The following is a 24,728-nucleotide window of genomic DNA, read 5'->3' on the forward strand; positions in this document are numbered from 1 at the left end:
CGGCGCATCGATGAGAGTACCGTCCGCGGCCAGCCCCGAACCCCACTCCACGGTGTCGTAGCCGTAGCGGGCGCTGTCGTGGCTCGCGCTCCGGCCGTTGGTGGCTGCCTTGGTCGGTGCGACGCTGCTCGCCGCGCCCAGTGTACAGGCCCAGACGACCGCCGAGCTCGCGCTGGAGCGGCGCGTCGCCGAACTGGAGCGTCAGCTCGCCGAGGCGCGTGCCCAGCTGGCCGAGGTCAGGACCGGCGCGCCGGCCACGCGCGACGTCAGCGAGGGCGCCGACACCGCGACGGCGGCCCAGGCCCCGGTGGCGGCCGCGGAGCCGGCGGCGGACGACGGCTCGAAGATCCGCATCGGCCCGTTGACGATCGGCGGCGCCATCCGCGCCAACTATGTGATCGGCGACTATCCGGGGCGCGGTCCTGGCCCGTCGCGCGGCGGGCACGGCGGCAACGTCGAGCTCGATACGTTTCGGATCAACATGGATCTGAAGCACGAGCAGCTCGTCGGCCAGCTGGAGTACCGCTGGTACGATGGCTACAACTTCATCCACACGGGCTGGCTCGGCTGGGACTTCGACGACGGCAGCCAGGTGCAGGTCGGTGTCAACCGGGTGCCCTTCGGTCCCGGCCCCTACGGGGTCTCGCAGAGTTGGTTCTTCGACCAGCACTACTATGTCGGCCTGTCCGACGACATGGACCTCGGGATCCGGTACGTCACCGGCGTCGGCGACTGGAGCCTGGACCTGGCCTATTACGCGAGCAGCGAGTGGAACGGCCGGGGCACGAGCCACGACAGCGCCCGCTACGGCTACGACACCGTGGAGTGGGGTTCGGGGCTGGCCGCGGACGGTACTCTCATCGATGCGCCGACCAACGGCTATCGCGAGCGCAACCAGTTCAACGTCCGGGCGATCTACGCGTTCGACGACGTCGCGGTGCCGACCGACCTGGGGCTCTCGCTCCAGTGGGGCCAGCTCGACGGTCGGCGGGCCGACGACGGCGAGCACTGGGCCGTCTCGGTGCACATGACCAACAGCTGGAACAATTGGCTGCTCGCCACCCAGCTGACCCGCTACCGGTTCGACATCGATGACGACAACCCGCTCGGCACCGACGCGCTGATCCCGATGGGCGCCTACGACTTCGCCTGGCCGGTCGCCACCGATGCCTGGATCCCGGCCGTCTCGCTGAGCTATCTCCACGAGACCCCCGGCATCCCGTGGCTCGATTCGGTCCGCCCCTATGTCGAGTACAGCAACATCCTCAAGCGCGAGGGCGACTTCAACGACAGCGACCTGTTCGTCCTCGGCGCGGCCTGGGCGCGCCAGGGCTGGTACATCTACACGGACGCCGCCTGGTCGAGCGGCAACTACTTCGTCGGCAGCGATGGCGACTTCGGCGTCAACAGCGACGACGAGCGCAACTTCCGCTTCAATCTCAATCTCGGGTACTACTTCTGAGGTCGGGGCCGCCGGGCATCGCGCGGCGATGCCCAGCGGCCGGGTCCCGGGCCTGTCTTCAGGCGATTTCTGTCAACAAAGATACCGTCTGGCTGGTCTTTTCGCCCGCCTTCCGTGTCGCGAGCGCACTCACATAGCTGGGCTATGCTCCGGCGCTCGCTCCTTGAAGACAAACGAAAGTCCGGCGTCATCCGGTCGGTTTGTTTCCGGCAATCGCCTCAGAGTTCGCCCGTGACCCAGTAGTCGATCCGCTTCGGGTTCTCGGCGATGTATTCGCTGACGGCCGCCTCGTAGGAGGTCTGCTGGGCGTCGTACATGGCCGCCTGGAGGTCGTCGATCGGGATCTGCATCCGCGAGATGAAGCCGGCCGCGTCGATGTCATCCCCGTAGAAACCCTTGCGCGCCAGTGCGACGACGCGCTCGTAGCCGCCGAGCACGCCCTTGGGGTCCTCGAGGTAACGCAGGTCGTAGGCGCCGAACTTCCAGTGCGGACTCCAGGCCGTGACGACGATCCACTCGTCGCGGCGCACGGCGCGCTCCAGCGCCGCGGTCATGCCGGCGCCCGAGGAGATCTGCAGCCGATAGTCGTCGAGGCCGTAGGCGTCGATCGCCTCCTGCGACAGGCGCATGAGGCCGGCGCCCGGGTCGATGCCGGTGATGGTCCCGTCGAGCGCATCGCGCACCGACGCCTTCTTAAGGTCCTCGATGCTCGAGAGCTCCTCTGGCGGGACATAGCCCGGCACGGCCCAGCCGAGCCGGGCGTGGGTGTAGAGGATGCCGAGCGTCGCCACGTCCTGGCCGACCTTCGCCAGGTAGTCGCCGTGGGTCTGCGGCTGCCACGACATCAGCATCACATCGAGGCTGCCGCTCGCGAGCCCCTGGTACTGGGGGGCGATGTCGGTCTGCAGGAGCTCGACCTCGTAGCCCATGCGATCCTCGAGGATGCGCTTGGTGAGCTTGGTGACGAATTCCGCGTCCGACCAGGCGGTCCAGCCGATCCGGATCGTCTTGTCTGCGGCCGAGGCCGTGCCGAGCGCGAGGGCGAGCGCCCCGGCGAGCAGGACTGTGAGCGGGGTCTTGATGTGCATGATGGCTCCTCTCAGAATCGAGTGGATGGAGGGGGACGCCCCGCCGTGGCGGGACGCCGGGTGCGCGGCCGAACGGGCGTCAGCCGCGGCCGGATGCGCCCGGCCCGTCGGCGGCGAACAGCCGCTTGAGCCGCGCGAGCCCGGATGGCGCGGCGCCACGTCGGGCGGTGCCGAAGCTCTGGGTGATGCGATCGAGCAGGATGGCCAGCAGGACGACCCCGAGGCCGCCCTCGAAGCCCAGGCCCACGTCGAGTCGCTGGATGCCGGTCAGCACCGTGTTGCCCAGCCCGCCGGCGCCGATCATCGAGGCGATGACGACCATCGACAGCGCCAGCATGATGGTCTGGTTGATACCGGCCATGATCGAGGGCATCGCGAGCGGCAGCTGGACCTTCACGAGGAGCTGGCGGCCCGTGCAGCCGAAGGCCTGGCCGGCCTCGATGTGCTCCTCGCCGACCTGGCGGATGCCGAGGTTGGTCAGGCGCACGGCCGGCGGCATCGCGAAGATCAGCGTCGCGATCGCCCCCGGTACCTTGCCGAGGCCGAAGAAGATCGCCGCCGGGATCAGGTAGACGAAGGGCGGCATCGTCTGCATGAAGTCCAGCAGGGGGCGAACGACGGCCTCGACCGAGTCGTTGCGGGCCATCGCGATGCCGATCGGGATGCCGATCGCCAGCGCCACGAGGCTGGAGGCGATCACGAGCCCGAGCGTCGAGACGGTCTCGTCCCAGATGTCCATGCCGAAGAGCAGTGCCATCGCCGCGACGGCGAAGAGGCCGAACCGCCAGCCGACCCGCCAGGTCGCGAGCCCGACGATCAGGCCCGCGAGCACGAGTGGCGGCATCGCGAGGAGGGTGCCCTCGAAGGCATCGATCACCGCGGCGAGGACATCGGAGATGCCATCGAGGACGCCGGTGAGGTTCACCTGGATCCAGTCTACGCCCGCCTCGACCCACTCGCCGACGGGGATCTCGATTTGAAGGTTGTCGTTGGCCATGGTGTCTCGGTCGGGGTACGGCGCCAGGGTCGCCCAGGGGGAGCTCGAGGCAGGATCAGGGCGCGATCAGGTGGTCTTGTCGAGGGTTTGGAGCAGGATCGTCTTGTCGACGATGCCGAGGTAGCGTCCATCGGCGCCGACGACGGGAACCGGGTAGTCGCTGCCGGCCACACGCCCGAGCACGTCCGAGAGGCCCGCGTCGGCCGGCGTGGGCGCGACCTCGCCGATGAAGGCCGCCTCCCAGCGCGGTTCCTCGCCTGCGCCACGCGCCGCCGCGGCGGCGAGCGAATTGATGCTGACCATGCCGCGATACTGCCGGCCACGGTCGATGACGACCCCGAGGGTGCGGCCGCGGTCGCGCAGTTGGGCGAGGGCGGCGCGCAGGTTCACGCCGGTGCGCTCGAACACCGTCAGGACGTCGTCGGCGGCGATGTCGCCGGCATTGAAGACCTTGCTGACGTCGACGCCGTAGAAGAAGGAGCGGACGTAGTCGTTGGCCGGGCGCGTGACGATCTCCTCGGGCGTGCCGATCTGCACGATCGAGCCGCCCTCCATGATCGCGATGCGATCGCCGATGCGGATCGCCTCGTCGAGGTCGTGGGAGATGAAGACGATCGTGTGGGCCTGGGTGCTTTGCAGGCGTACCAGTTCGTCCTGCATCTCGGTGCGGATCAGCGGGTCGAGTGCGGAGAAGGCCTCGTCCATCAGCAGGATCGGGGCCTCGGTCGCGAGTGCCCGGGCGAGCCCGACACGCTGCTGCATGCCGCCGGAGAGTTCATCCGGATAGCTGTCGGCGTAGGGCGCGAGACCCACCGTCTCGAGCGCCCGCGATGCCCGGGCGTGCCGCTCCTCCTTGTGCATGCCGGAGACCTCGAGGCCGAAGGCGGCGTTCTCCAGGACGCTCCTGTGGGGCATCAGCGCGAAGGACTGGAACACCATGCTGACGACGCTACGGCGCAGCTCGATGAGCGCCTGCTTGCCCATCTGCGTGATGTCCTGGCCGTCGATCAGCACCTGGCCGCGGGTCGGTTCGATTAGGCGATTGAGCATCCGCACGAGGGTCGATTTCCCCGAGCCGGACAGGCCCATGATGACGAAGACCTCGCCCTCGCGAATCGCGAATTCGGCATTCTGCACGCCCACCGTCGTGCGCGTGTGCTCGAAGATCTCGTCCTTCGACAGCCCCTGATCGAGCAGGGCCAGCGCCTGCTCCGGCTCGGGGCCGAAAATCTTGTAAAGACCTTTGACTACGACCTTTTCTTGCATGACGAGGGCTGTCTTCAGGGGGCTGCATCTTCGGTCCCTTCGGCGGCCGAAAATGGCGGGGCATCCAAGCCCTGCGCGGGCGTCGGACATTCTTCTGGGCGCCTTGTGTACGGCGGCGCAATGGCGAAGACGGGCGCCGTCGCCTATGGGGACCTTGAGAAATCGCCATCCGGGCAATTCTCCAAGACGGGGCATCCGTACCCCGCGCGCGCCTTGAATTCTTCTAAGGTGCCCCGATGCCGCGTATTATTCACCGTAGCAGGTTCGCCAAGCCCTTTCAACGCGTTGCATTTGCCCGCGCCTTGTGATCGGCGGTGCGCCTCTGCTATTTTGAGACCGCTTGGGATATCACCTTGCGGCCTCTGGGTCCTCTCGCCGGCGCGCAGGTGCGACGCGTAGCGGGCCGCAATGGCCGGGCACCAAATCGAATACGACGGTGCGTCACGGGCGGTGCGGCGACCTCGCCCGCTGACGAGGGCTCGGGTCGCCATCGATTGGGCCCTGATCCGTCGCGATTCGGAGCATCCATCCGATGCCGAATCGCTTCGCTACCGATGACGCGGTCGACCAGGACGATATCCGTGCCTGGGGCAGGGATCTGCGGAGTTCGGTATTCTTGAGTGACAACTCAAGAACAAGCGGCGCATTTTCTTCAAACTACGAAACACGCGAAACACGCGAAACACGCGAAAAGGCGGAATATACGCCGGATAATCTGCCGTGTTCCGCGATTTTCGTGCATTTCGTGGTTTCTTGTCTTCCGCGTGCTTGTGTCGGTTGTTTCTGCATCGTTCCTTATCGTCAGCCCGCTCGTGCTCGCCTTCGTGGTCGGCACGCGGGTGTTCCCGGGCGAGGCCACGCCGGTCGTCGACGGCGCCAAGGGCTGGCCCATCGACCACATCGACGGGCTGTCCCTCGTCGCCGGCAACGCCTCCGTCGTCTTCTGGGGACACCGATGCCTTCGTCGGTTACCCTGAGCGCAGCGTAACCCGACAGCGGGGGCCGAATGCCAGTCGCGAGGCGCTGCGTCGCGACCTCGACAGGGAGTGGATGGCCGATGGATGGCGCGAACTCGACCGATGCCCAGGAGTCCGGTCCCCCGTGTCGCCGCGACCGGGTGCGCGACCCAAGTCGGTGGGGTCCCTCGGTGCTCGACTGGCTCTTGCCGCCGACCTGCGCGCTCTGTGGGGCGGCGGGCCTGCCCGGGCTCGATCTCTGCCCCGGCTGCCTCGCCGACCTGCCACACAACTGCGCCGCCTGTCCGCGTTGCGCCCTGCCGTTGCCGCCCGATCAAGCAGTTGGTGCGACCTGTGGCCGCTGCCAGCGTCACCCGCCGCCGTTCGATGCGGCCCATGCCGCCTTCCGCTACGAGGGGCCGCTGCCGGCCCTCGTGGCCGGCGCCAAGTTCCGCGGCCGGATGAACCTGATGCGCCTGCTCGGCAGCTGCCTGTTGCGTGCGCTCCTCGAACAGGGCGCGGCCCGCCCGGAGCTGATCGTCCCGGTCCCGCTGCACCCGGCACGGCTGCGTGAACGCGGCTACAACCAGGCCCTGGAGATCGCCCGGGTGCCGGCGCGGGCGTTGGGCCTGCCGATCGATGCCCGCGGCTGCGCGCGGGTGCGCGCCACGGCGCCGCAGATGGGGCTGGAACGGGCGGCGCGCCGGCTCAATGTCCGCGGCGCCTTCCAGGTGACCGCGCCCCCGGCCGCGCGGCACGTCGCGCTCGTCGACGACGTGGTCACGACCGGCCAGACGGCCGCCGAGCTCGCCCGCGCGCTACGCCGCGCCGGCGTCGCCCGCGTCGACCTCTGGGCGGTCGCCCGCACGCCCTAGCGGCGCTCGGGGTGCCGGCCGTTAGGGTGCCGGGTTGGGCCAGCGGGTGTGGATCGCCTCGATGGCCTGCTCCAGTTCGTCGGTGAGGGTCAGGTCGGCGCTGCCGAGATTCTCGCCGAGCTGGGCGAGGCTGGTCGCGCCGATGATGGTCGAGGTCACGAAGGGCCGGCTGGTGACGTAGGCGAGCGCCATCTGGGCCGGGCTCAGGCCGTGGCGGCGTGCGGCGGCGACGTATTCGGCCGTGGCCTGCTCGGCCTGCGGGTTGGAGTAGCGGCTGAAGCGCTCGAAGCGGGTCAGGCGGGCCTCGGGCGGGCGGGCGCCGTCGAGGTATTTGCCGGTGAGTGTGCCGAAGGCCAGCGGCGAGTAGGCGAGCAGGCCGCAGCGCTCGCGGATCGCGATCTCGGCGAGGCCGATCTCGAAGGTGCGGTTCAGCAGGCTGTAGGGGTTCTGGATGCTCACCGGACGCGGCAGGCCGCGGTCTTCGGCGAGTCGCAGCAGGGTCATCAGGCCCCAGGGGGTCTCGTTGGAGACGCCGATGTGGCGCACCTTGCCGCTGTGTACCAGGTCGCCGAGGACCTGGAGGGTCTCCCCGAGCGGCACGCTGTCGTCGACGGCCGGGTGGCTGTAGCCCAGGCGGCCGAAGAAGTTGGTCTGCCGGTCGGGCCAGTGCAGCTGGTAGAGGTCGAGGTAGTCGGTGCGCAGGCGCCGCAGGCTGCCCTCGAGGGCCGCCTCGATGTTGCGCCGGTCGAGGCGGTTCTGGCCGCCGCGCAGGTACGGCAGCCAGTCGCCGGGGCCGGCGACCTTGCTCGCGAGGATCAGGCGGTCGCGCCCGCCGCGCCGCGCGAGCCAGGAGCCGATGTAGGCCTCGGTGCGCCCCTGGGTCTCGCCGCACGGCGGCACCGGGTAGATCTCGGCGGTGTCGATGAAGTTGATGCCGGCGGCGATGGCGGCGTCGAGCTGCGCGTGGGCCTCGGCCTCGGTGTTCTGTTCGCCGAAGGTCATGGTGCCCAGGCACAGGGCGCTGACCTCGATGTCGGTGGTGGCGAGTCGTCGGCGTTGCATGGCTCCTCCCGGTTGCGCGCCCGTGGGTCCAGCGGGGCACCCAGTATAACAATCCCCCCGGCCCGGGCCGGGGCGGCGCGGGTGCGGTGCCGCGGGTGAAAAAGGCGATCGATTCGGTTAAATTTGCGCCACATTGGTTGTTACCCAGGGCCCCTGTCGGCCACGGGGACCGCTAACCTCGGGAGAGACCCCATGGCTCGTGACTTGATCGCCCCCTCGATCCTCTCCGCCGACTTCGCCAGGCTCGGCGAAGAGGTGGATCGGGTGCTGGCCGCTGGCGCCGACATCGTCCACTTCGATGTCATGGACAACCACTATGTGCCGAATCTGACGATCGGCCCGCTGGTCTGCGAGGCCCTGCGCAAGCACGGCGTGACGGCGCCGATCGACGTCCACCTGATGGTCAAGCCGGTCGATCGCATCGTGCCGGACTTCGCCGCGGCCGGTGCCACCTACATCACCTTCCACCCGGAGGCGAGCGAGCACATCGACCGCACCCTCCAGTTGATCCACGCCGAGGGCTGCAAGGCCGGTCTGGTCTTCAACCCGGCCACCCCGCTCAGCCATCTCGACTATGTGATGGACAAGGTCGACATGATCCTGCTGATGTCGGTCAATCCGGGCTTCGGCGGCCAGGGCTTCATCCCGTCGGCGCTGGAGAAGCTGCGCCAGGTGCGCGAGCGCATCGACGCCTCGGGGCGCGACATCCGCCTAGAGATCGACGGCGGCGTCAAGGTCGACAACATCGCCGAGATCAAGGCGGCCGGCGCCGACACATTCGTCTCCGGTTCCGGCATCTTCGGCAAGGGCCGCGCCGAGGACCCGAACCGCTACGACACCATCATCGCCGCGATGCGCGCGGCGCTCGCGAGCGTCGCCCGCTGAGCGCCCCACTGAGCGCCCAGCTGGGCAGGGAGAACGGCGCCATGCGGCGACCCAAGATGATCCTGGTCGATCTCGACGGTACGCTGGTCGACAGCGTCCCGGACCTGGCCTTCTGCGTCGATCGGATGATGGCGGGCCTCGGCCGGGCGCCGCGCGGCGAGGCCGCGGTGCGCACCTGGGTCGGCAACGGCGTCGAGCGCCTGGTGCAGCGCGCGCTGACCGGCACCCTCGACGGCGAGCCGCCGGCTGGCGACTACGAGCGGGCGATGGCGCTCTTCCTCGAACTCTATGCCGCCAACACCTCGGGCCGCTCGCGTCCCTATCCGGGCGTGCGCGAGGGGCTCGAGATCCTGCGCGGCGCCGGCTATCCGCTCGCCTGCGTCACGAACAAGCCCGCCCGGTTCACCGAGCCCCTGCTTGCCGACCTGGGGCTGCGGGACTACTTCTCGCTTGTCGTCGCCGGCGACACCTTGGCGGAGAAGAAGCCGCACCCGCTGCCGCTGCAGTATGCCGCGGCGCACTTCGGCGTGGCTCCGGGCGAGGCGCTGATGGTCGGCGATTCGGTCAGCGACGTGAAGGCCGCGCGCGCGGCCGGCTTCGCGATCGTCTGCGTCAGCTATGGCTACAATCACGGCCGCGACATCCGCGAGGCCGCGCCCGATGCCGTGATCGATTCCCTGACGGAGCTCGAAGGGCTCCTGGCGGAGGCCGCCTGATGGTGTGGCGGCGGCGGTTCGGGGGTTGCCGCGAGGGGGCGCCGCTCGCCCCGGGCGGGCGATGGCGACGCTGCGTCGAGGTACCCGACCGACACCCGTCCGCCGCCCGGAGCCATCCAGATGACACCCGAAGCCTACCGCGCCCTGGCCGAACAGGGCTATAACCGCATCCCGCTGGTGCGCGAGGTCCTCGCCGACCTCGACACCCCGCTGAGCGTCTACCTGAAGCTCGCCGAGGGTCCCTTCTCGTACCTGCTCGAGTCCGTGCAGGGCGGGGAGAAGTGGGGCCGATACTCGCTGATCGGCCTGCCCTGCCGGACGCACCTCGAGGTCCGCGGCCGGCAGGTCCGGGTCCTCGACGATGGCCGCGTCGTCGAGGAGGTCGAGGTCGACGACCCGCTGGCCTGGATCACCGCCTTCCAGGGGCGCTTCCGCGTCGCCGAGCACCCGGGGCTGCCGCGTTTCACCGGCGGCCTGGTGGGCTACTTCGGCTACGACACCATCCGCTACATCGAGCCCAAGCTTGCCGAGTGTCCGAACCCGGACCCGATCGGTGCCCCCGACATCCTGCTGATGGTGTCCGACGAGGTCGTCGTCTTCGACAACCTGTCCGGGCGCATGTTCTTGATCCTGCATCTGGATCCGACCGCCGGCGACAGCTTGGAGGCGGGCCAGGCGCGCCTCGACGAGCTGGTGCGACGGATGCAGCAGGGCGCCCCGCGCCGCCCGGGCGGGCCGCCCCGCCAGGTCGCCGAGGACGACTTCCGGTCGGGCTTCACCGAGGCCGGCTTCAAGGAGGCGGTGAGCCGGATCAAGGACTACATCCTCGCCGGCGACTGCATGCAGGTCGTCCTCTCGCAGCGCCTGTCCATCCCGTTCCACGCCCGCTCGCTCGACCTCTACCGGGCGCTGCGCGGGCTGAATCCGTCGCCCTACATGTATTTCCTCGAGCTCGGCGCGTTCCAGATCGTCGGCTCCTCGCCCGAGATCCTCACGCGGCTGGAGGACGGCATCGTAACCGTGCGTCCGATCGCCGGCACCCGCCGGCGCGGCTACACCGAGGACGAGGACCGCGCGCTGGAGGCCGAGCTCCTCGCCGACCCGAAGGAGCTCGCCGAGCACCTGATGCTGATCGATCTGGGGCGCAACGACGCCGGGCGGGTCGCGCGCACCGGTAGCGTGCGGGTGACCGACCGGATGATCGTCGAGCGCTACTCGCACGTGATGCACATCGTCTCGAACGTCATCGGCGAGCTCGATGACGACCTCACCGCGATCGACGTGCTGCGCGCGACCTTCCCGGCCGGCACCGTCTCGGGGGCGCCCAAGATCCGCGCGATGGAGATCATCGACGAGCTCGAGCCGGTCAAGCGGGGCGTTTACTCCGGGGCGATCGGCTACCTGTCCTGGAACGGCAACATGGACACCGCGATCGCGATCCGCACCGCCGTCATCAAGGACGGGACCCTGCACATCCAGGCCGGAGCCGGCATCGTCGCCGATTCGGTCCCGGCCCTGGAGTGGAAGGAGACGATGAACAAGGGCCGGGCCATCTTCCGCGCCGTCGCCCTCGCCGAGGCGGGCCTCGATCGCGTCCCGCCGTCGTCGACCTAGGGGCAGCCGACGTTGGGCGAGGCGAGGTCGGGTCAGCGCAGCGCAACCCGACATTCCGGGGCCGCGTCGGGTTAGGCGCGCCGGCACGACGGTCGCCGAGAAGGAACGGGCCGGCCGCGCCGTAACCCGACAGGCGGCGGCCTGTTTCTCGGTAACCCGACGCCCTGGAATCCACGAGGGCCAGTGCCAATGACGAACACCTACGAATCCGATTTCTACAGCTGGGCGACCACGCAGGCCGCGCTCCTGCGCGCCGGACGGCTCGATCAGGCCGACATCGAGCACATCGCCGAGGAGATCGAGAGCATGGGCAAGGGCGAGCTGCGTGAGCTGGAGAACCGGCTCGCGGTCTTGTACACGCATCTCCTGAAATGGCGATTCCAGCCCATCCACCGCGGCCGCAGTTGGGAACTCACGATCAAGGAGCAACGCCGCCGGCTGCGCCGCCACCTGGACCAGAATCCAAGCCTCAAGGCCAAGCTCGCCCAGGCGATCGCGGACGCCTACGGCGACGCCATCCTCGAGGCGGCGCGTCAGACGGGGCTGGCCGAGGATGCGTTTCCCCAGACCTGCCCGTTTACCTTCGAGCAGACTGTCGATGACGGCTATTGGCCCCTGGGGGCCTAGTGGCGCAGGTCGCGCGGTGCAACCCCGCCATCGGCACCGCTGGGAGCCGCGTCGCCCGCTGTCGGGTTACGCCCCGAGGGGCTAACCCGACCTACGGCCCCGGCGCACGTCGGCACGGCCCGTAGCCCGTGGTCGGGTTAGGCGCGCCGGCACGGTGGTCGCTGAGAAGGAACGGGCCGGCGCGCGCCGTCACCCGACAGGCGGCCGCCTGTCTCACGGTAGCCCGACGCCCTGGAATCCTTGAGCGCCAGTGCCAATGACGAACACCGACGCCCTGCGCCGCTGTCTCGGCGATGCAACGAGATGATCGAGCCCCGCGAGATTCGCATCCCCCTGCCCGACTGGCTGCCCGATTTTCTGGCGCGGCAGCCGGCGCGGTATCCGACCGACGAGGCGGCGATGGCCGTGGCCATCGCGCTCGCCGAAGAGAACGTTCGGCAGCGGACCGGCGGGCCGTTCGGTGCCTTGGTGGTCGCGTCGCGGACGGGCGAGCGGATCGCGGCCGGGGTCAATCTGGTGCTCGCCTCGCACTGCTCGATCGCCCACGCCGAGATGGTCGCCCTGGCCTCGGCCCAGCTGGCCCTCGGCGACCCGGATCTGGGGGCCGCCGTCCCCGGCGGTTGCACGCTCGTCTCGAGCGCCGAGCCCTGTGCGATGTGCATGGGGGCGATCCCCTGGTCCGGCGTGACGCGCCTCGTCTGTGGGGCGCGTGATGCGGACGTGCGCCGCGCGGGGTTCGACGAAGGCGACAAGCGCGACGACTGGCCGGCGGCCTTCGCCCGGCGCGGGATCGCCGTGGTCCGCGACTGCCAGCGAGGACGGGCCGAAGCCGTCCTGCAGGCGTATGTCCGAGCCGGCGGGCCGATCTACTGACGGGTCGGGCGACCAGCGTGCGGTCCTCGGGATGCGATCGCCAGCCAGGCGGGGTCCCCGCGGACGACAAAACGCCTCCAGGTTGATCTGGGCCAAGGATCCGCCGGCGATGCGGGCCACCGCCATCGCGGTTCGCGCTACATTTCTGCCATCCCGGACGCCGATCCGATCGGTCCGTCCCGGCCGGCTTGCCCCGGTCCCGGCGAGGAGCCCTGTCATGCACGCCGTCGTCGCCATCAAGCAGGTGCCCGACACCACCAATGTCCGGATCGACCCCGACACCGGCACCCTGATCCGCGAGGGGGTGCCGGCCATCGTCAATCCCTATGACGTGCACGCGCTCGAGATGGCCGTGCGGCTGAAGGAGCGCTTCGGCGGCCAGGTGACCGTGCTGACGATGGGGCCGCCGAAGGCCGCCGAGGCGCTGATCGAATGCGTCGAGCAGGGCGCCGATCGCGCCATCCTGCTCAGCGACCGCAAGTTCGGCGGCGCCGACACGCTGGCGACCTCCTACGTGCTGGCCGGGGCGATCGAGGCGATCCGCGCCGAGGGGCCGGTCGATCTGCTGCTCTTCGGCAAGCAGGCGATCGACGGCGACACGGCCCAGGTGGGTCCCGGGGTCGCGACCCGGCTCGGGGTGCCGCTGATCACCTATGCGATCGAGATCGAGGCCTTCGATCCGCTGGCCCGCACCGCGATCGTCCATCGCCGCACCGAGCTGGGCGTCGAGGTGCTGGAGACGGCGCTGCCGGCCCTCCTGACGGTCGAGAAGGAGATCGCCGCGATCGCCCGCGCGCCGCTGCCGAACCTGGTGCGCGCCGCGCGCTACCGGCCCGAGGTCTGGGACGCCGCCCAGCCGGTCGCGTTCGATGCCGCCAAGCTCGGCATCAAAGGCTCGCCGACCGTCGTCGGCCGGGCCTTCACGCCCGCCGCCAAGGCGCCGGGTGAGCAGATCGAGGTCGCGGCGCTCGGTCTGCCGGCCGTGATCGAGCGGGCGCTGACCCGACTCGAGGCGGCTGGCGTGCTCGCCGCCGGCCCGCCGTCGGCCGGTGGCCCGGGAGGGGGACCATGAGCGGGGCGCCTGAGCTGACCGCTGAGACAGGACCCAGGCGCATCTGGGTGCTGATCGAGCAGCAGGGGGGGCGGGTCCATCCCGTCTCGTGGGAGCTCTTGGGCGCGGCCCGGCGGCTGGCGGTCGAGCTCGATGCCGATCGGGCGATCGTCGAGGCCGTGCTGCTCGGGCAGGACGTCGGCGCGATCGCGCAGGAGGCCCTCCGCTACGGCGCGCGGCGGGTGCACCTGATCGAGGACCCGGTCCTCGCCGACTATCGCAACCTGCCCTATGCGGTCGGCATCAGCCGGCTGGTGCAGGCCCACCGCCCCGAGATCTTTCTGATCGGCGCGACCAGCCTGGGCCGCGACCTGGCGAGCGCGGTCGCGACCCGGGTCGAGACCGGGCTCACCGCGGACTGCACCGAGCTGACGATCGACCCCAAGCTCCAGATCCTCGCCGCGACCCGCCCGACCTTCGGCGGCAACCTGATGGCGACCATCCTCTGCCGCCGGCATCGCCCGCAGATGGCCACGGTGCGGCCGCGCGTCCTGCCGCTGCCCGAGCCCCTGCCCCCGGCCGAGATCAGGGGCGAGACCAGGGGCGAGGTCGTGCGCGCGCCGCTCGGCCTCGTCGAGGCCGAGGTCCCGCTGCGGCGGCTGCGGCTGATCCCGGGCGCCGAGCGGGTCGATCTCGAATACGCCGAGGTCATCGTCGCCGGGGGCCGCGGCCTCGGCGACCGCGACGGGCTGCCGCTGCTGCGGCAGCTCGCCGAGGCCCTCGGCGGCGTCCTGGCCGTCTCGCGCCCGCTCGTCGACGCCGGCTGGGTGTCGGTCGAGCATCAGGTCGGGCAGACGGGCAAGACGGTGCGCCCCAAGCTCTATGTCGCGGCCGGCATCTCGGGGGCGGTGCAGCACCGGGTGGGCATGAGTGGCGCGGGCTTCATCCTCGCGATCAACAAGGATCCGCACGCGCCCATCTTCCAGATCGCCGATCTGGGGATCGTCGGCGACCTCTACGAGGTGGTCCCGGCACTGATCGATGACCTGCGGGCACGGCGCTCGGGGGGCGACGATGGGCGCTGACCTGCGCTTCGACGCGATCGTCGTCGGCGGTGGTCCGGCCGGCGTGGCCGCCGCGATCACGATGGCCAAGGGGGGTCTCGACTGCGTCCTGATCGAGCGGGGGCGCTTCGCCGGGGCCAAGAACCTCTTCGGCGGCGTCCTCTACACCCACGCCCTCGCCGACATCCTGCCCGATTACTGGTCGCGCCAGCCGCCCTTCGAGCGGCCCGTGACCGAGCAGGGCTATTGGCTGCTGTCGCCGGACAGCGCCATGCGTATCCTGCACAAGGGCGAGTGCTACAAGGGCGAGCCGGCGGCGGCCTACACGGCGCTGCGGGCGCGCTTCGACCCCTGGTTCGCCGAGCAGGCGGTCCGCGAGGGGGTTCTGGTGATCCCGAAGACGACCGTCACCGAGGTGCGGCGGGATGATCAGGGCCGCGCGATCGGCGTGGCCACCGACCGGCCCGAGGGCGAGGTGTCCGCCCCGATCGTCGTCCTCGCCGAGGGCGTCAACAACCTGCTGACGCAGCAGCTCGGCCTGGCCCGCGGCGACCTGCCGCCGCGCTATGTCGCCCTGGCCGTCAAGGAGGTCATCGGGCTGCCGAGCGCCGAGATCGAGGCGCGCTTCGGCCTCGCCGGGCCCCAGGAGGGGGTCGCCATCGACATCTTCGGCGACGCGACCCTCGGGCTGCCCGGCACCGCGTTCCTCTACACGGACACCAAGGCCGTCTCGATCGGCGTCGGCCTGCTGTTGGAGGAGCTCGTCCACCACAACCTCCGGCCCTACGAGGTGCTGGCGCGCTTCAAGGCCCATCCGGCGGTGCGGCCCTACCTGGCCGGCGGGACCCCGCTGGAGTACGGCGCCCACCTGATCCCGGAACAGGGCTACGACCGGATGCCGCAGCTGGTGGCCGACGGTGTGCTCGTCGTCGGCGACGCCGCCTGCATGGTCGACGCTTTGCACCGCGAGGGCACCAACCTGGCGATGACCGCCGGGCGCCTGGCCGGCGAGACGGCGTTGGAGGCGCACCGCGAACAGGACTTTTCGGCGCGCGCGCTGCGCGCCTACCGGCGCCGCCTCGCCGAGAGCTTCGTCCTGAAGGACTTGAAGCAGTACCGCCGCATGACCGACCTCCTCGACAGCACCCCCGACCTCCTGGGGACCTACGTCAACTTCATCAACGAGGCCGCGCAGCGCTACTTCACCGCCCACGGGATCCCCAAGCGCGAGATGGAGGCCGAGATCCTGGGGCTGCTGCGCGAGCGCCGCTCCTTCCTCGGCGTCGCCCGGGACCTGATGCGGCTGCTGCGCGGCATGCGAGGCTGAGATGAGCGAACGCAAGCACCGGCCACTGGCCCCGGAGCTCGAGGCCAGCCTGCCCAGGGTCGATGTCGACGACCTGATCGCACCGCTCAAGTACTATGTCGACGACGATCACCCCCATCTCTGGATCAAGGACCCGGCGGTCTGCACGGGCTGCACGGCCAAGCCCTGCCTCGCGTTCTGTCCCGTCGGCGTCTACCGGCTGGACCGCCGCGGCCAGGTCATGGTCGGCTACCAGGCCTGTGTCGAGTGTGGCAGCTGCCGGGTCGGCTGCCCCTTCCTGAACATCGGCTGGGCGCTGCCGCGCGGCGGCTACGGCATCGCCTACAAATTCGGCTAGGTATGCGACCATGCAGCCCACCTCGATGGAACAGATCGACCGCGCCGCGCTGACCCTACTCCAGGCGCTCGCCGAGCACGGCCGGGCCCTCGCGCCCTACTTCGAGTCCGGCCATCTCGAGGGCCTAGAGCAGGATCTGGTCAGGCTGCGCCAGGCGCTGCTCGCCGTCCAGATGGGGCCGCTCTACTGGGAGACCCCCGCGGACCAGCAGGCGGACCAGCGGGCACCGGACTGAAATCGGGGAGTGCAATCGGGGGTGACATGGGCTCGACGGACGCTGGTTTTCGTGGTCCGTCGTTCGAGAATGCGCCCGGTCGCCGGTCTGTCCACCAAGGAGGCATCGCCGCCCCATGTTCGGATTCCTGCAGGGCCTGGCCTACGGGCTCTTCGTTTCCTGTCTGCCCTGGTTGATCATCGGTCTGGTCGACCCGCGCCTCGCGCTGCCCACCGAGGCGCCGTCGCGGCTGCACGTGCTGCTCCGCTATTGGCTGTTGGTGCCCTTCATCGCCTTCATCGTCTGGGTCACGTCGCTGTGGGGCGGTTTCGGTCCGAGCCTGGGGGGCTGGCTGGCCGGACTCGTGGCCGTGCCGGCGGCGATGCCGCTCGAGCGCGCCTGGCGCAGGTGGCGGCGCGCCCGGCGCGAGCGCGAGCGGCTGGCCCGCCAGCAGGCGCTGGCGGCCGAGCAGCAGGCCGCCCTGGAGCGCCAGGCGCGCGCGCAGGGGCTCGCCGTCCTCGATCCGGCCCGTGCACCGGCCGACGCGGACGAGGTCGTGCTCGCCCTGTGGGAGGCCAAGGGGCGCCTGCTGGCCGTCGGCCGCCCGGATCTGGCGATCCTGGCCGATCGGATCTACAGCCGCCATGCCCATGTCGACGAGGTCCTGCGCAGCAAGTTCGACGCGCGGGAGCTGACCTTCGAGCGCTCCCGCGGCCTGGTCGGCGAGGTCTCCCGCACCGCGGTCGATACCCTGAACACGATGGCCTCGGTCGCCCGCGGGATCGTCGGCATCGATGTCGACGACGTGCGCCGGCGTCTCGCGCGGCAGCCGACCCTCATGGGCGCCGAGGAGCGCCAGGCGCTGACGCGGCGCCTGGAGCTGGTCGAGGACACGGAGCGGCGGCTGCGCGAACTGGGTGCCCGCAACGAGGCGGCCATCACGGCGCTGGACGATGCGGCCGTGGCCGTGGCGGCGATCGCGACGGATCGTCCGCGCGCCTCGCTGGCGGCCGAGCAGGCGCTGGCCGACCTGCGGCGCTTCGCCGAGCGGGCGCACCAATACGGTCGCGCCCCCTGATGCCGTCAATGCGTTTCGGAGACGATTCCAGGACAACCGGTACAGTTTCTCGGAACTACGAAACACGCGAAACACGCGAAAAGGCTGAATAGACACAGGAGCACCTGCTGTTTTTCGCGACTTTCGTGTATTTCGTAGTTTCTTGTCGTCCCCGCCCTTGTGTCGGTTGTTTCTGAACCGTCCCTAAGGAATCCAGTGTGTGCGCGAGAGCGCGGAAGTCGCCTGACCGCCGCGCGCTACGAAAATTGCCCGGAAGCCGGTCTTTCCTGGTCACCATCGAGCGAGGAACCCCATGAACCCAGTCAATCCAGATGCGCAGGCGTCGTTGCGTCTCTCCCTGCCCCCGGCCGAGGAGATCGCCGAGGAGATCAAGGTCCAGGTCAAGACCCAGACCGACCCGGACGCGACCCTCGACGACCCGGCCCTCGTCGAGATGGCCGAGGCCTTCGTCGCCGATGTGCTCGCCGCGACGGGGGCCGAGCAAGTCGAGCACCGCCATCGCCAGGCGGTCGACGAGATGGGCCTGGACGTCCAGCGCCAGGCCGCCCATCGCAGCAAGATGCTCGAGGCGCCGATCCGCCAGCTCGCCCACCAAGGGGATGAGGGAGGGCCTGTCGCCCGCTCGCTGGTCGATCTGCGCACGCGGATGCAGGACCTCGATCCCCAGCGGCACAACCTGAGCCGCGACGGGCTGACCCGGCTCCTCGGCCTGATCCCGGGCATCGGCTCGCCCCTGCAACGCTATTTTCACAAGTTCGAGACGGCCCAGGGGGCGCTCGATGCCATCCTCAAGGACCTGGACGCCGGCAAGGAGATGTTGCGGCGCGACAACGTCAGCCTGAGCGACGATCAGGAATCCTTGCGGGCGAGCCTCGAGCAGCTGCGCCGCCAGATCGGGCTCGGTCGCCTCATCGACCGGCGCCTCGTCGAGGAGGCCGAAGGGCTCGCCCCGGATGACCCGCGGCGGCGGTTCATCGAGGAAGAGCTGCTGTTCCCGTTGCGCCAGCGGGTCCTGGATCTCCAGCAGCAGCTGACCGTCAGCCAGCAGGGCATCCTGGCCCTGGAGGTGGTCATCCGCAACAACCGCGAGCTGATGCGCGGCGTGGATCGGGCGATCAATGTGACCGTCTCGGCGCTGAACGTGGCCGTCACGGTGGCGCTCGCCCTCGCCAACCAGCGGCTCGTGCTGGATCGGGTCGAGGCCCTGAACACGACCACCTCGACCCTGATCGCCGGTACCGCCAACGCCCTGCGCACCCAGGGGGTCGAGATCCAGAATCGGGCCGCGTCGACGGTGCTGGACATGGCGCAGCTGGAGCAGGCCTTCGCCGACGTGATCGGCGCGATCGACGAGGTCTCGCGCTATCGCCGCGAGGCCCTACCGCGCCTCGATGCGCAGATCGATCGCCTGGAGGCCCTGGCCGCCGAGGGCGATGCCGCGATCCGCCGGCTCGACGAGGGCAACGCCGCCGAGGCGACGCGGGCCATCTCCCGCTGAATTCAACCCTTGCCCTCCTCGGGCGCAGCCTCTACTATCCGCCGCGCTTCGCCGGGGACCCTTGGATTTCCGGTCCTCCGGCTCGACCCCCACCCGCCTCGCAAGCACCAACCACTCGGTCAATCGAGAGACGTGCCATGGCCCACTTCGGCTTTCCGCTGGAAACCATCCTGATCTTCTTCGCGGTGATCGGCCTCTCGGTCTTCATGGACCTGTTCGCCCATCGGCGGACGCAGGAGATCTCCGTGCTCGATGCCAGCCTCTGGACTGGCTTTTGGGTCGCCCTGGCCCTCGCCTTCTACGGCTACCTCTGGGTGCGTTTCGATCGGGAGTGGGCCGACCTCTACCTCGCCGGCTTTGCGCTGGAGAAGTCGCTGTCGATCGACAACCTGATGGTCTTCATGGCGATCTTCGCCTCGTTCGGCATCAAGGGCGCCCTGCAGCACCGCATCCTCTACTGGGGCATCATCGGCGCGCTCGTGTTTCGCGCGATCTTCGTCGCCGCGGGCACCAGCCTCTTCCTGCTCACCCCCTGGGTCGGCCTGTTGTTCGCGGCCGTCGTCGCCTGGTCGGGCTGGAAGATGCTCACGGCCGACAAGTCCGACGAGGCGATCCACGACTATTCCGATCACTGGTCGGTGCGTCTCGCCGAGAAGGTCGTGCCCATCTTCCCCCGCCTGCATGCCGAGCGCTTCTTCGTCACCCGGATGATCGCGAAGGACCTGGTCAAGGCCGACCCCTCGCTGCGCCTGCCCCGGGATGCGGCCCTGTTCGCGACCCCGGCGTTCCTGTGCCTGCTGACGATCGAGACCTCGGACGTGATGTTCGCCTTCGACTCGGTCCCGGCCGTGATCGCGGTGACGCAGGAGCCGCTGCTCGTCTACGCGGCGATGATCTTCGCGATCCTGGGCCTGCGCTCGCTCTACTTCGTGCTGGCGGCCCTGACCCGCTATCTGGTGCACCTGGAGAAGGCCGTGATCGCGCTGCTCTTCTTCATCGCCTTCAAGCTGACGCTGCAATCGGGTGAGCACCTCTTCGGCTGGGACTTCCTGCACATCTCGCCGACCGCGAGCCTGATGGTCGTGATCGGCACGCTGACGGTCGGCGTCGTTGCGTCCTTCATCTGGCCCGAGCAGCGGGATACCCCTTCGGATGCCGCCTGATCATCGAACGGCGCGGGGTGCTCCCGCGCGCGACGACAGACCCGGCCGCCACCAGAGACCATCCCTTCCTTGGTCTCTGGCACGATGGGGCTCGTCTCAACACCGATCCGATCTGGCGGGTTCCGGCTGGCGCCCGGATCTGCGCGCGACCACCCCTCCGATCACGTGGCGCGCAGGCTTGTCGTGTACCGCTGCCGCGTGAGGGCGTCGGATCAGCAATTTGAAATTGCCGCCCTTGTCCGCACCTCTATAATATTTACGCGAATCCGTGAATCCAGCGCGCTGTCCGTGAAGTGCGGTTTTCGCTAGTGGCGCGATCAAGCGCATGAAAAATCAAGGAGATTCTGGTGTCTCTCCTGTACTCTGCGCCCTGGAATCTGCTCGGAAGCCGATGCTTCAACCTCCGGTCACTATGGTGACATTGAAGGATGCAGGCCGATCCGTGCGGTCTTCCGCCAGCGCGGCCCGAGGTGAGTCGAACGGATAAGCGGACCACGGAGAGCTCCGAAGGAGCCGGCGAGGTTGACGACCATGTTCAGGATATTTCGACATTACATCCCCAAAGATATCGTATTTTTGGGTGTAGCCGAAGCTGCAATCTTCCTTCTATCGGCGTATCTCGGGGTTCGGCTGGGCCTTTTCGTTCTGGATGGTGGAGCCACGTTGGCGATGGAGCCGCTGTCCCCCCGTGCGCTCCTATTCGCCGCCGTAATGCTCATCGCGATGAGCGCCATGGGTCTCTACGAGCGCGACTTGCGTGTGAGTACCGGCGCGACGCTGTTGCGCATCGTGCTGAGCTTCGCGATTGGCGCCCTGCTCGTGGCGTTGCTGATGCAAGTTCAACCGGAACTGTTCGCGAGCGCTGGCGCCCTCGCGATATCGATGGCGGGTGCCTTTATGGCGGTGTTGGCGGCGCGACTGGTGTTCGTCAAACTGAGCGACGCCGAGCGATTCCGAAAGCGTATCCTGGTGCTGGGCGCTGGGCAGTCCGCACAGGAGATCGCCAATCTCAAGCGCAAGACCGATTGGCGCGGGATGACCCTCGTGGGTTTTGTCGCGATCGAGGATGCCGAGCCGGCGATAGGGCCTTCGCGACTGGTCCCGATGGAGGCAGGTGTCGCAGATCTGGCGCGAGAGCATCGAATCGACGAGATCGTTGTCGCGATGGATGACCGGCGGGCACGACTTCCGGTCGCCGCGCTTGTGCAATGCAAACTGCTCGGGATCAAGATAAGCGACACGACTCAATTTCTCGAGCGAACGAACCGGAAGATCGCCATCGATGCGCTGCGTCCGAGCGACATCTTCTTTTCCGACGGTTTCTCGAAGCATGTCTTCCAAAGCCGCACCAAGCGCATCTTCGACGTCCTGGTGAGTTTGGTGGCACTGCTGCCGGCACTTCCTATCATGGCCTTGACGGCAGTGGCTATCCGTCTCGAGGGGCACGCCGGCGAGCCAATCCTCTACCGACAAACCCGTGTGGGGAAGAACGGCCGACACTTCGAGTTGCTGAAGTTCAGGAGCATGCGCGTCGATGCGGAGGGGGATGGCGTTGCGCGCTGGGCGGTCGCCAATGACGATCGGATCACGAGGACTGGACGTATCATCCGCAGGTTGCGCATTGACGAATTGCCGCAACTATTCAACGTGCTGCGCAACGAGATGAGCTTCGTGGGGCCGCGTCCCGAGCGCCCGCAGTTTGTGGAGGACCTGCAAGAGAAGATGCCTTATTATGCACTTCGTCACCAGGTCAATCCCGGAATTACCGGCTGGGCGCAAGTTCGGTATCCCTACGGGGCATCGGAGAAGGACGCGAAGGAAAAGCTGCAATACGACCTATACTACATCAAGAACTATAGCGTTTTTCTCGATCTCATGATCCTGTTTCAAACGGTGCAGGTCGTTCTGTGGGGCAAGGGCGTGCGTTGAGCGGTGATGGATCCTTGTGGACTAAAATGGTGGGTTCGGACTCCGATTACCTGACTTCGTTCACTAGAACCCGTTAAAATGATCCTCAATCCGTGAACTGAATGGCAAGACGATTGTGTTTCGCGGCATGAAGGGCGGGTCGGTGTCGCGGGTATTGACCGGGTGAAGACACTAAGCGCCGGCGCCGCGGTGGCCCTGTAGGGAAGCTCGAGAAATTTGCCATCCGGGCAATCTTTCGAGACGCGACGCGAAAATGCGGTTTCCGCTTCGCTTCAGTTTCAGTCGCTTGGGCGACTGGGAATGGCGGGGCCTCTTTGCCCCGCGGCGGGCACCTTGAATTTTTCAGCGTGCCCTGTATTGGCCCGCCGCGGCCTGCGGGGCGCGTTTTTCTCGGCGCCGGACAATAGGGGTCCGCCGCGCCCGGGCGCGGTACCTGCATCCCCGGGCCGGGGCCGCTCGGGAGTCGGCGGGTTGGGCGTAGAGGCGCTGGAAGAGCGCGACGACCGAGCGCTGCCCGGGCGAAGGCGAGCTCGAGCCGCCGCCCGCCCCCGTATGGATCAGTCGCGCGGCCCGGCACATCGACTCCTGCATGACGGTACGGCTGAGTGGACGCTTGGCCCGACGGCGTGGTGGGGCCTGGCGCCGAGCAGTCCGTTCTGCCCGATTCAGCGCAGGATGTTGTAGGCGAGTACGGTGGCGGCGATGATCCGCGCATTGGTGCGCGGACTCCCCCGAGGGCCGTCCGCTCGATGTAGAGATCGGTCTTGAACTCCCTGTGGAACTGCTCCGAGGTTCGGCGGACAGGGCGATGATCGTCTCCCCGTCGTACTCTGGACTCATCCGCGAGCCTTGGATCTCGACGTCGGGCACCAGCAGGCGTTGGCCGTCTTTGTCGATGATGCGCTCGGTGGCGCGCATCACCCGGCGCAAGGGATGGGCTTAGCCGGCATGGGTCCGCGTCTCGCCCCCCCCTCGAACTGACCACGTCAAGACCCGGTAGTCGCCTCGAAGTCGCGCTTGCCCAGCCACAGCAGGGCCGCATAGCTCGCGAGAATGTCTGACGTCGTCAAGCCGAGGCGGATCTCCTGCCTCGCGCACCCACTGCTACACCGTAACGTGCACGTGACAGGCCGGGCCGCTGGGGACTACTATTGGTCCCATCAATATGGAATGGACTTCGACCTGCGCCACCTCATCCATGTGCCATAGCGACCACGATCTGCGACAGTTCGACGCCGAGCGCCTCGCGCCGCTGACGGAGAGGCCGTTGCGGGTGGTCTCAGAGAAGCCGCTGCTGGATCTGAAGGCGGCGCGCGAGCGGCTCAACCGCAGCACTCGTAACGGATCGTGTGCCGCGAGCAGGCGGGTGCTATGTGAGCGGATGCGAGAGGCGGCGTTCGGGGACGAAGCAAAGGCGCCCGAGGTGGAGGCGGCCGAGGAGGCAGAGGCAGCCGCCGGTGAGTCGCAAGCGCGGCCCAAGGAGGAGTGCCGGGAGCAGAAGACGTGCTCGCGCACCCAACGTCTGGGCGCGGGCCTGCGTCCGGGGGTGACCCGCACGCGCACGCTGCTGGTCGATGCCGAGGTGATCCACGGCCAGTCGTGCTGCGCGCTACAAGGGCAGCTCCAGCCATTGCACGCGCAGGCCTACATCGGCCGATACGAAAACGATGCGGTGGTGCGCGCGACAGGACAGGGGCTGCTGCTGCGCCAGACAAAGCACATCCGTATCGATAACGTAGCAGTGCGCCTGCGCGTATCTCATCTGCGCTGGGCCCGGGCGGCGCGAGCCGGAATAGGGCTGGCGGGTCAAGCTGGACGAATGGCATCTCGCCGGTCCCGGCCTGGTAACCTTCATGGTCGCGTTGGCGCAGCGCCAACGGGTCTCGTGGGTTCGCACCCGGGACTCTCTACTCGGTGGCTGGGGACTGTCGCTGAGCACAGCAATGATCAACTCGTGTCTGCACGAAGCCGCTCGGGCCGTGGTGGACCGCGAGATCATTGCCGGCCTGCGCGCGCTCGTTCTGGTGCGTACCGACGATGCGATCTGGCTCCAGCAGGGCGAGGCGCTGCTGGCCGTAAGTCTTCACCAGCGCACCAAGGTCTTGTTTCTCATCGGGCGGTGCCTGCGGGCGGTCGTGGCGCAGTGGTCGGGCGAGGTGTTCAGACTGCCGCCAACGCCGAAAAAAGGTCGCGCAATGGGATTTGAACTGGGAGATCCAGCCCCATGTACGCGACAGTTGCGGCTCGTAACTAAGGGGGTTGAACGTAACGTGCGCCATTGACCGGAAGGACTGCCGAAAGCACGAAGTAAGCGGCTGATTGTGAAGGGTATTCGCGTCGGCGCCCTAACATCATGGCGTGCCTTGGTCGCAGCCATGATCTAGGCCTAATTGACCCCCTGGCGACTGGCAGAATTGCTTGCAAGGCGGTCGAGTGGCGATGAAGAACTTCGGTCTGCCTTCTTCCGCGCAATTTTCGGTGCCGCGCTCTTCGGGCGGAGACGTGCCGTCTCGAGCTCCGCAAGGTATCGATCTTGCAGGTGAGAATGCCTCGACGAGGCCAGCGATGCTTCAGCGCATACGGGCCACGTCGGGGGCGACCGCCCAGTTCCCTCGCTAGCTCGCATCTCACAGGGTGGTGGAGCCA

At 68.5% G+C, this 24,728-nt stretch carries 22 protein-coding genes; 18 read left to right on the forward strand and 4 right to left on the reverse strand.

The annotated features are described in order from the left end of the window. The first annotated feature begins 307 nt into the window (after positions 1–307). Entirely contained in the window at positions 308–1,462 is a 1,155-nt protein-coding gene (locus tag CKO41_RS08625; RefSeq protein WP_338115556.1) for a hypothetical protein, read from the forward strand. Positions 1,463–1,680: 218 nt separating this feature from the next. On the opposite strand, the gene CKO41_RS08630 is transcribed toward CKO41_RS08625, so the two are convergent. From CKO41_RS08630 to proV, 3 genes are all read right to left on the reverse strand, one after another. Next, on the reverse strand, positions 1,681–2,550 hold the full coding sequence (locus tag CKO41_RS08630) for a glycine betaine ABC transporter substrate-binding protein (RefSeq protein WP_200381843.1): 870 nt from the start codon (positions 2,548–2,550) through the stop codon (positions 1,681–1,683). A gap of 79 nt (positions 2,551–2,629) precedes the next feature. After that, a complete protein-coding gene (locus tag CKO41_RS08635; RefSeq protein WP_200254648.1) occupies positions 2,630–3,547 on the reverse strand; it encodes an ABC transporter permease in 918 nt (305 codons plus the stop codon). Positions 3,548–3,613: 66 nt separating this feature from the next. Beyond that, positions 3,614–4,813 (reverse strand): glycine betaine/L-proline ABC transporter ATP-binding protein ProV, encoded by a 1,200-nt coding sequence (proV, locus tag CKO41_RS08640; protein WP_200381844.1) that lies wholly within the window; start codon positions 4,811–4,813, stop codon positions 3,614–3,616. Positions 4,814–5,433: 620 nt separating this feature from the next. Here proV and CKO41_RS08645 point away from each other — a divergent pair. Then, positions 5,434–5,790, forward strand: coding sequence for a hypothetical protein (locus CKO41_RS08645; RefSeq protein ID WP_200381845.1), 357 nt, complete (start codon positions 5,434–5,436; stop codon positions 5,788–5,790). Between the two features lie 80 nt (positions 5,791–5,870). Then, positions 5,871–6,644: a ComF family protein gene (locus CKO41_RS08650; RefSeq protein WP_242464139.1), complete on the forward strand. Its 774-nt coding sequence runs from the start codon at positions 5,871–5,873 to the stop codon at positions 6,642–6,644. Between the two features lie 21 nt (positions 6,645–6,665). Here the strand turns inward: CKO41_RS08650 and CKO41_RS08655 are convergent, their stop codons facing one another. Then, complete coding sequence (locus tag CKO41_RS08655) at positions 6,666–7,706, reverse strand: NADP(H)-dependent aldo-keto reductase (protein ID WP_200381846.1); 1,041 nt, start codon at positions 7,704–7,706, stop codon at positions 6,666–6,668. A gap of 192 nt (positions 7,707–7,898) precedes the next feature. On the opposite strand from CKO41_RS08655, the gene rpe reads away from it, so the two are divergent. From rpe to CKO41_RS08730, 15 genes are all read left to right on the forward strand, one after another. Further along, a complete protein-coding gene (rpe, locus tag CKO41_RS08660; protein ID WP_200381847.1) occupies positions 7,899–8,591 on the forward strand; it encodes a ribulose-phosphate 3-epimerase in 693 nt (230 codons plus the stop codon). Positions 8,592–8,632: 41 nt separating this feature from the next. Further along, positions 8,633–9,307, forward strand: coding sequence for a phosphoglycolate phosphatase (locus CKO41_RS08665; RefSeq protein ID WP_200250022.1), 675 nt, complete (start codon positions 8,633–8,635; stop codon positions 9,305–9,307). Positions 9,308–9,427: 120 nt separating this feature from the next. Continuing rightward, positions 9,428–10,921, forward strand: coding sequence for an anthranilate synthase component I (gene trpE / locus CKO41_RS08670; RefSeq protein WP_200250024.1), 1,494 nt, complete (start codon positions 9,428–9,430; stop codon positions 10,919–10,921). A 189-nt stretch (positions 10,922–11,110) separates the two neighbouring features. After that, positions 11,111–11,548 carry a DUF29 domain-containing protein gene (locus CKO41_RS08675; RefSeq protein WP_200250025.1) on the forward strand — a complete coding sequence of 146 codons (438 nt, stop codon included), beginning with the start codon at positions 11,111–11,113 and terminating at the stop codon, positions 11,546–11,548. Positions 11,549–11,851: 303 nt separating this feature from the next. Further along, on the forward strand, positions 11,852–12,421 hold the full coding sequence (locus CKO41_RS08680; RefSeq protein ID WP_200381848.1) for a nucleoside deaminase: 570 nt from the start codon (positions 11,852–11,854) through the stop codon (positions 12,419–12,421). A 217-nt stretch (positions 12,422–12,638) separates the two neighbouring features. Next, complete coding sequence (locus tag CKO41_RS08685) at positions 12,639–13,493, forward strand: electron transfer flavoprotein subunit beta/FixA family protein (RefSeq protein WP_200250027.1); 855 nt, start codon at positions 12,639–12,641, stop codon at positions 13,491–13,493. Beyond that, on the forward strand, positions 13,490–14,557 hold the full coding sequence (locus CKO41_RS08690; RefSeq protein WP_200381849.1) for an electron transfer flavoprotein subunit alpha/FixB family protein: 1,068 nt from the start codon (positions 13,490–13,492) through the stop codon (positions 14,555–14,557). The genes CKO41_RS08685 and CKO41_RS08690 overlap by 4 nt, the downstream gene beginning before the upstream one ends. Further along, positions 14,547–15,863, forward strand: a complete 1,317-nt coding sequence (locus CKO41_RS08695) for an FAD-dependent oxidoreductase (RefSeq protein WP_200381850.1) — start codon at positions 14,547–14,549, stop codon at positions 15,861–15,863. Before CKO41_RS08690 ends, CKO41_RS08695 begins: the two co-directional genes overlap by 11 nt. 1 nt (position 15,864) lies before the next feature. After that, positions 15,865–16,200: a ferredoxin family protein gene (locus tag CKO41_RS08700; RefSeq protein ID WP_200381851.1), complete on the forward strand. Its 336-nt coding sequence runs from the start codon at positions 15,865–15,867 to the stop codon at positions 16,198–16,200. A gap of 10 nt (positions 16,201–16,210) precedes the next feature. Continuing rightward, entirely contained in the window at positions 16,211–16,435 is a 225-nt protein-coding gene (locus tag CKO41_RS08705; RefSeq protein WP_200381852.1) for a hypothetical protein, read from the forward strand. Between the two features lie 115 nt (positions 16,436–16,550). Continuing rightward, positions 16,551–17,492 (forward strand): cobyrinic acid a,c-diamide synthase, encoded by a 942-nt coding sequence (locus CKO41_RS08710; protein ID WP_200381853.1) that lies wholly within the window; start codon positions 16,551–16,553, stop codon positions 17,490–17,492. A 292-nt stretch (positions 17,493–17,784) separates the two neighbouring features. Next, positions 17,785–18,990, forward strand: a complete 1,206-nt coding sequence (locus tag CKO41_RS08715) for a toxic anion resistance protein (protein ID WP_200381854.1) — start codon at positions 17,785–17,787, stop codon at positions 18,988–18,990. A gap of 137 nt (positions 18,991–19,127) precedes the next feature. Next, complete coding sequence (locus tag CKO41_RS08720; protein ID WP_200381855.1) at positions 19,128–20,153, forward strand: TerC/Alx family metal homeostasis membrane protein; 1,026 nt, start codon at positions 19,128–19,130, stop codon at positions 20,151–20,153. 531 nt (positions 20,154–20,684) lie between these two features. Then, on the forward strand, positions 20,685–22,082 hold the full coding sequence (locus CKO41_RS08725; protein WP_242464150.1) for a TIGR03013 family XrtA/PEP-CTERM system glycosyltransferase: 1,398 nt from the start codon (positions 20,685–20,687) through the stop codon (positions 22,080–22,082). A gap of 1,943 nt (positions 22,083–24,025) precedes the next feature. Continuing rightward, complete coding sequence (locus CKO41_RS08730; protein WP_200250036.1) at positions 24,026–24,364, forward strand: hypothetical protein; 339 nt, start codon at positions 24,026–24,028, stop codon at positions 24,362–24,364. Positions 24,365–24,728 lie beyond the last annotated feature (364 nt).

It is taken from the genome of Thiococcus pfennigii, from assembly GCF_016583835.1.
Taxonomy (GTDB): Bacteria; Pseudomonadota; Gammaproteobacteria; order Chromatiales; family Chromatiaceae; genus Thiococcus; species Thiococcus pfennigii.

Bases quoted from the DNA above. Each gene is read 5' to 3' on its own strand.
- CKO41_RS08630 (WP_200381843.1), bottom strand. From the start codon at position 2,550: ATGCACATCAAGACCCCGCTCACAGTCCTGCTCGCCGGGGCGCTCGCC.
- CKO41_RS08635 (WP_200254648.1), bottom strand. From the start codon at position 3,547: ATGGCCAACGACAACCTTCAAATCGAGATCCCCGTCGGCGAGTGGGTC.
- proV (WP_200381844.1), bottom strand. From the start codon at position 4,813: ATGCAAGAAAAGGTCGTAGTCAAAGGTCTTTACAAGATTTTCGGCCCC.
- CKO41_RS08650 (WP_242464139.1), top strand. From the start codon at position 5,871: ATGGATGGCGCGAACTCGACCGATGCCCAGGAGTCCGGTCCCCCGTGT.
- CKO41_RS08655 (WP_200381846.1), bottom strand. From the start codon at position 7,706: ATGCAACGCCGACGACTCGCCACCACCGACATCGAGGTCAGCGCCCTG.
- rpe (WP_200381847.1), top strand. From the start codon at position 7,899: ATGGCTCGTGACTTGATCGCCCCCTCGATCCTCTCCGCCGACTTCGCC.
- CKO41_RS08665 (WP_200250022.1), top strand. From the start codon at position 8,633: ATGCGGCGACCCAAGATGATCCTGGTCGATCTCGACGGTACGCTGGTC.
- trpE (WP_200250024.1), top strand. From the start codon at position 9,428: ATGACACCCGAAGCCTACCGCGCCCTGGCCGAACAGGGCTATAACCGC.
- CKO41_RS08675 (WP_200250025.1), top strand. From the start codon at position 11,111: ATGACGAACACCTACGAATCCGATTTCTACAGCTGGGCGACCACGCAG.
- CKO41_RS08680 (WP_200381848.1), top strand. From the start codon at position 11,852: ATGATCGAGCCCCGCGAGATTCGCATCCCCCTGCCCGACTGGCTGCCC.
- CKO41_RS08685 (WP_200250027.1), top strand. From the start codon at position 12,639: ATGCACGCCGTCGTCGCCATCAAGCAGGTGCCCGACACCACCAATGTC.
- CKO41_RS08690 (WP_200381849.1), top strand. From the start codon at position 13,490: ATGAGCGGGGCGCCTGAGCTGACCGCTGAGACAGGACCCAGGCGCATC.
- CKO41_RS08695 (WP_200381850.1), top strand. From the start codon at position 14,547: ATGGGCGCTGACCTGCGCTTCGACGCGATCGTCGTCGGCGGTGGTCCG.
- CKO41_RS08700 (WP_200381851.1), top strand. From the start codon at position 15,865: ATGAGCGAACGCAAGCACCGGCCACTGGCCCCGGAGCTCGAGGCCAGC.
- CKO41_RS08705 (WP_200381852.1), top strand. From the start codon at position 16,211: ATGCAGCCCACCTCGATGGAACAGATCGACCGCGCCGCGCTGACCCTA.
- CKO41_RS08710 (WP_200381853.1), top strand. From the start codon at position 16,551: ATGTTCGGATTCCTGCAGGGCCTGGCCTACGGGCTCTTCGTTTCCTGT.
- CKO41_RS08715 (WP_200381854.1), top strand. From the start codon at position 17,785: ATGAACCCAGTCAATCCAGATGCGCAGGCGTCGTTGCGTCTCTCCCTG.
- CKO41_RS08720 (WP_200381855.1), top strand. From the start codon at position 19,128: ATGGCCCACTTCGGCTTTCCGCTGGAAACCATCCTGATCTTCTTCGCG.
- CKO41_RS08725 (WP_242464150.1), top strand. From the start codon at position 20,685: ATGTTCAGGATATTTCGACATTACATCCCCAAAGATATCGTATTTTTG.
- CKO41_RS08730 (WP_200250036.1), top strand. From the start codon at position 24,026: ATGATCAACTCGTGTCTGCACGAAGCCGCTCGGGCCGTGGTGGACCGC.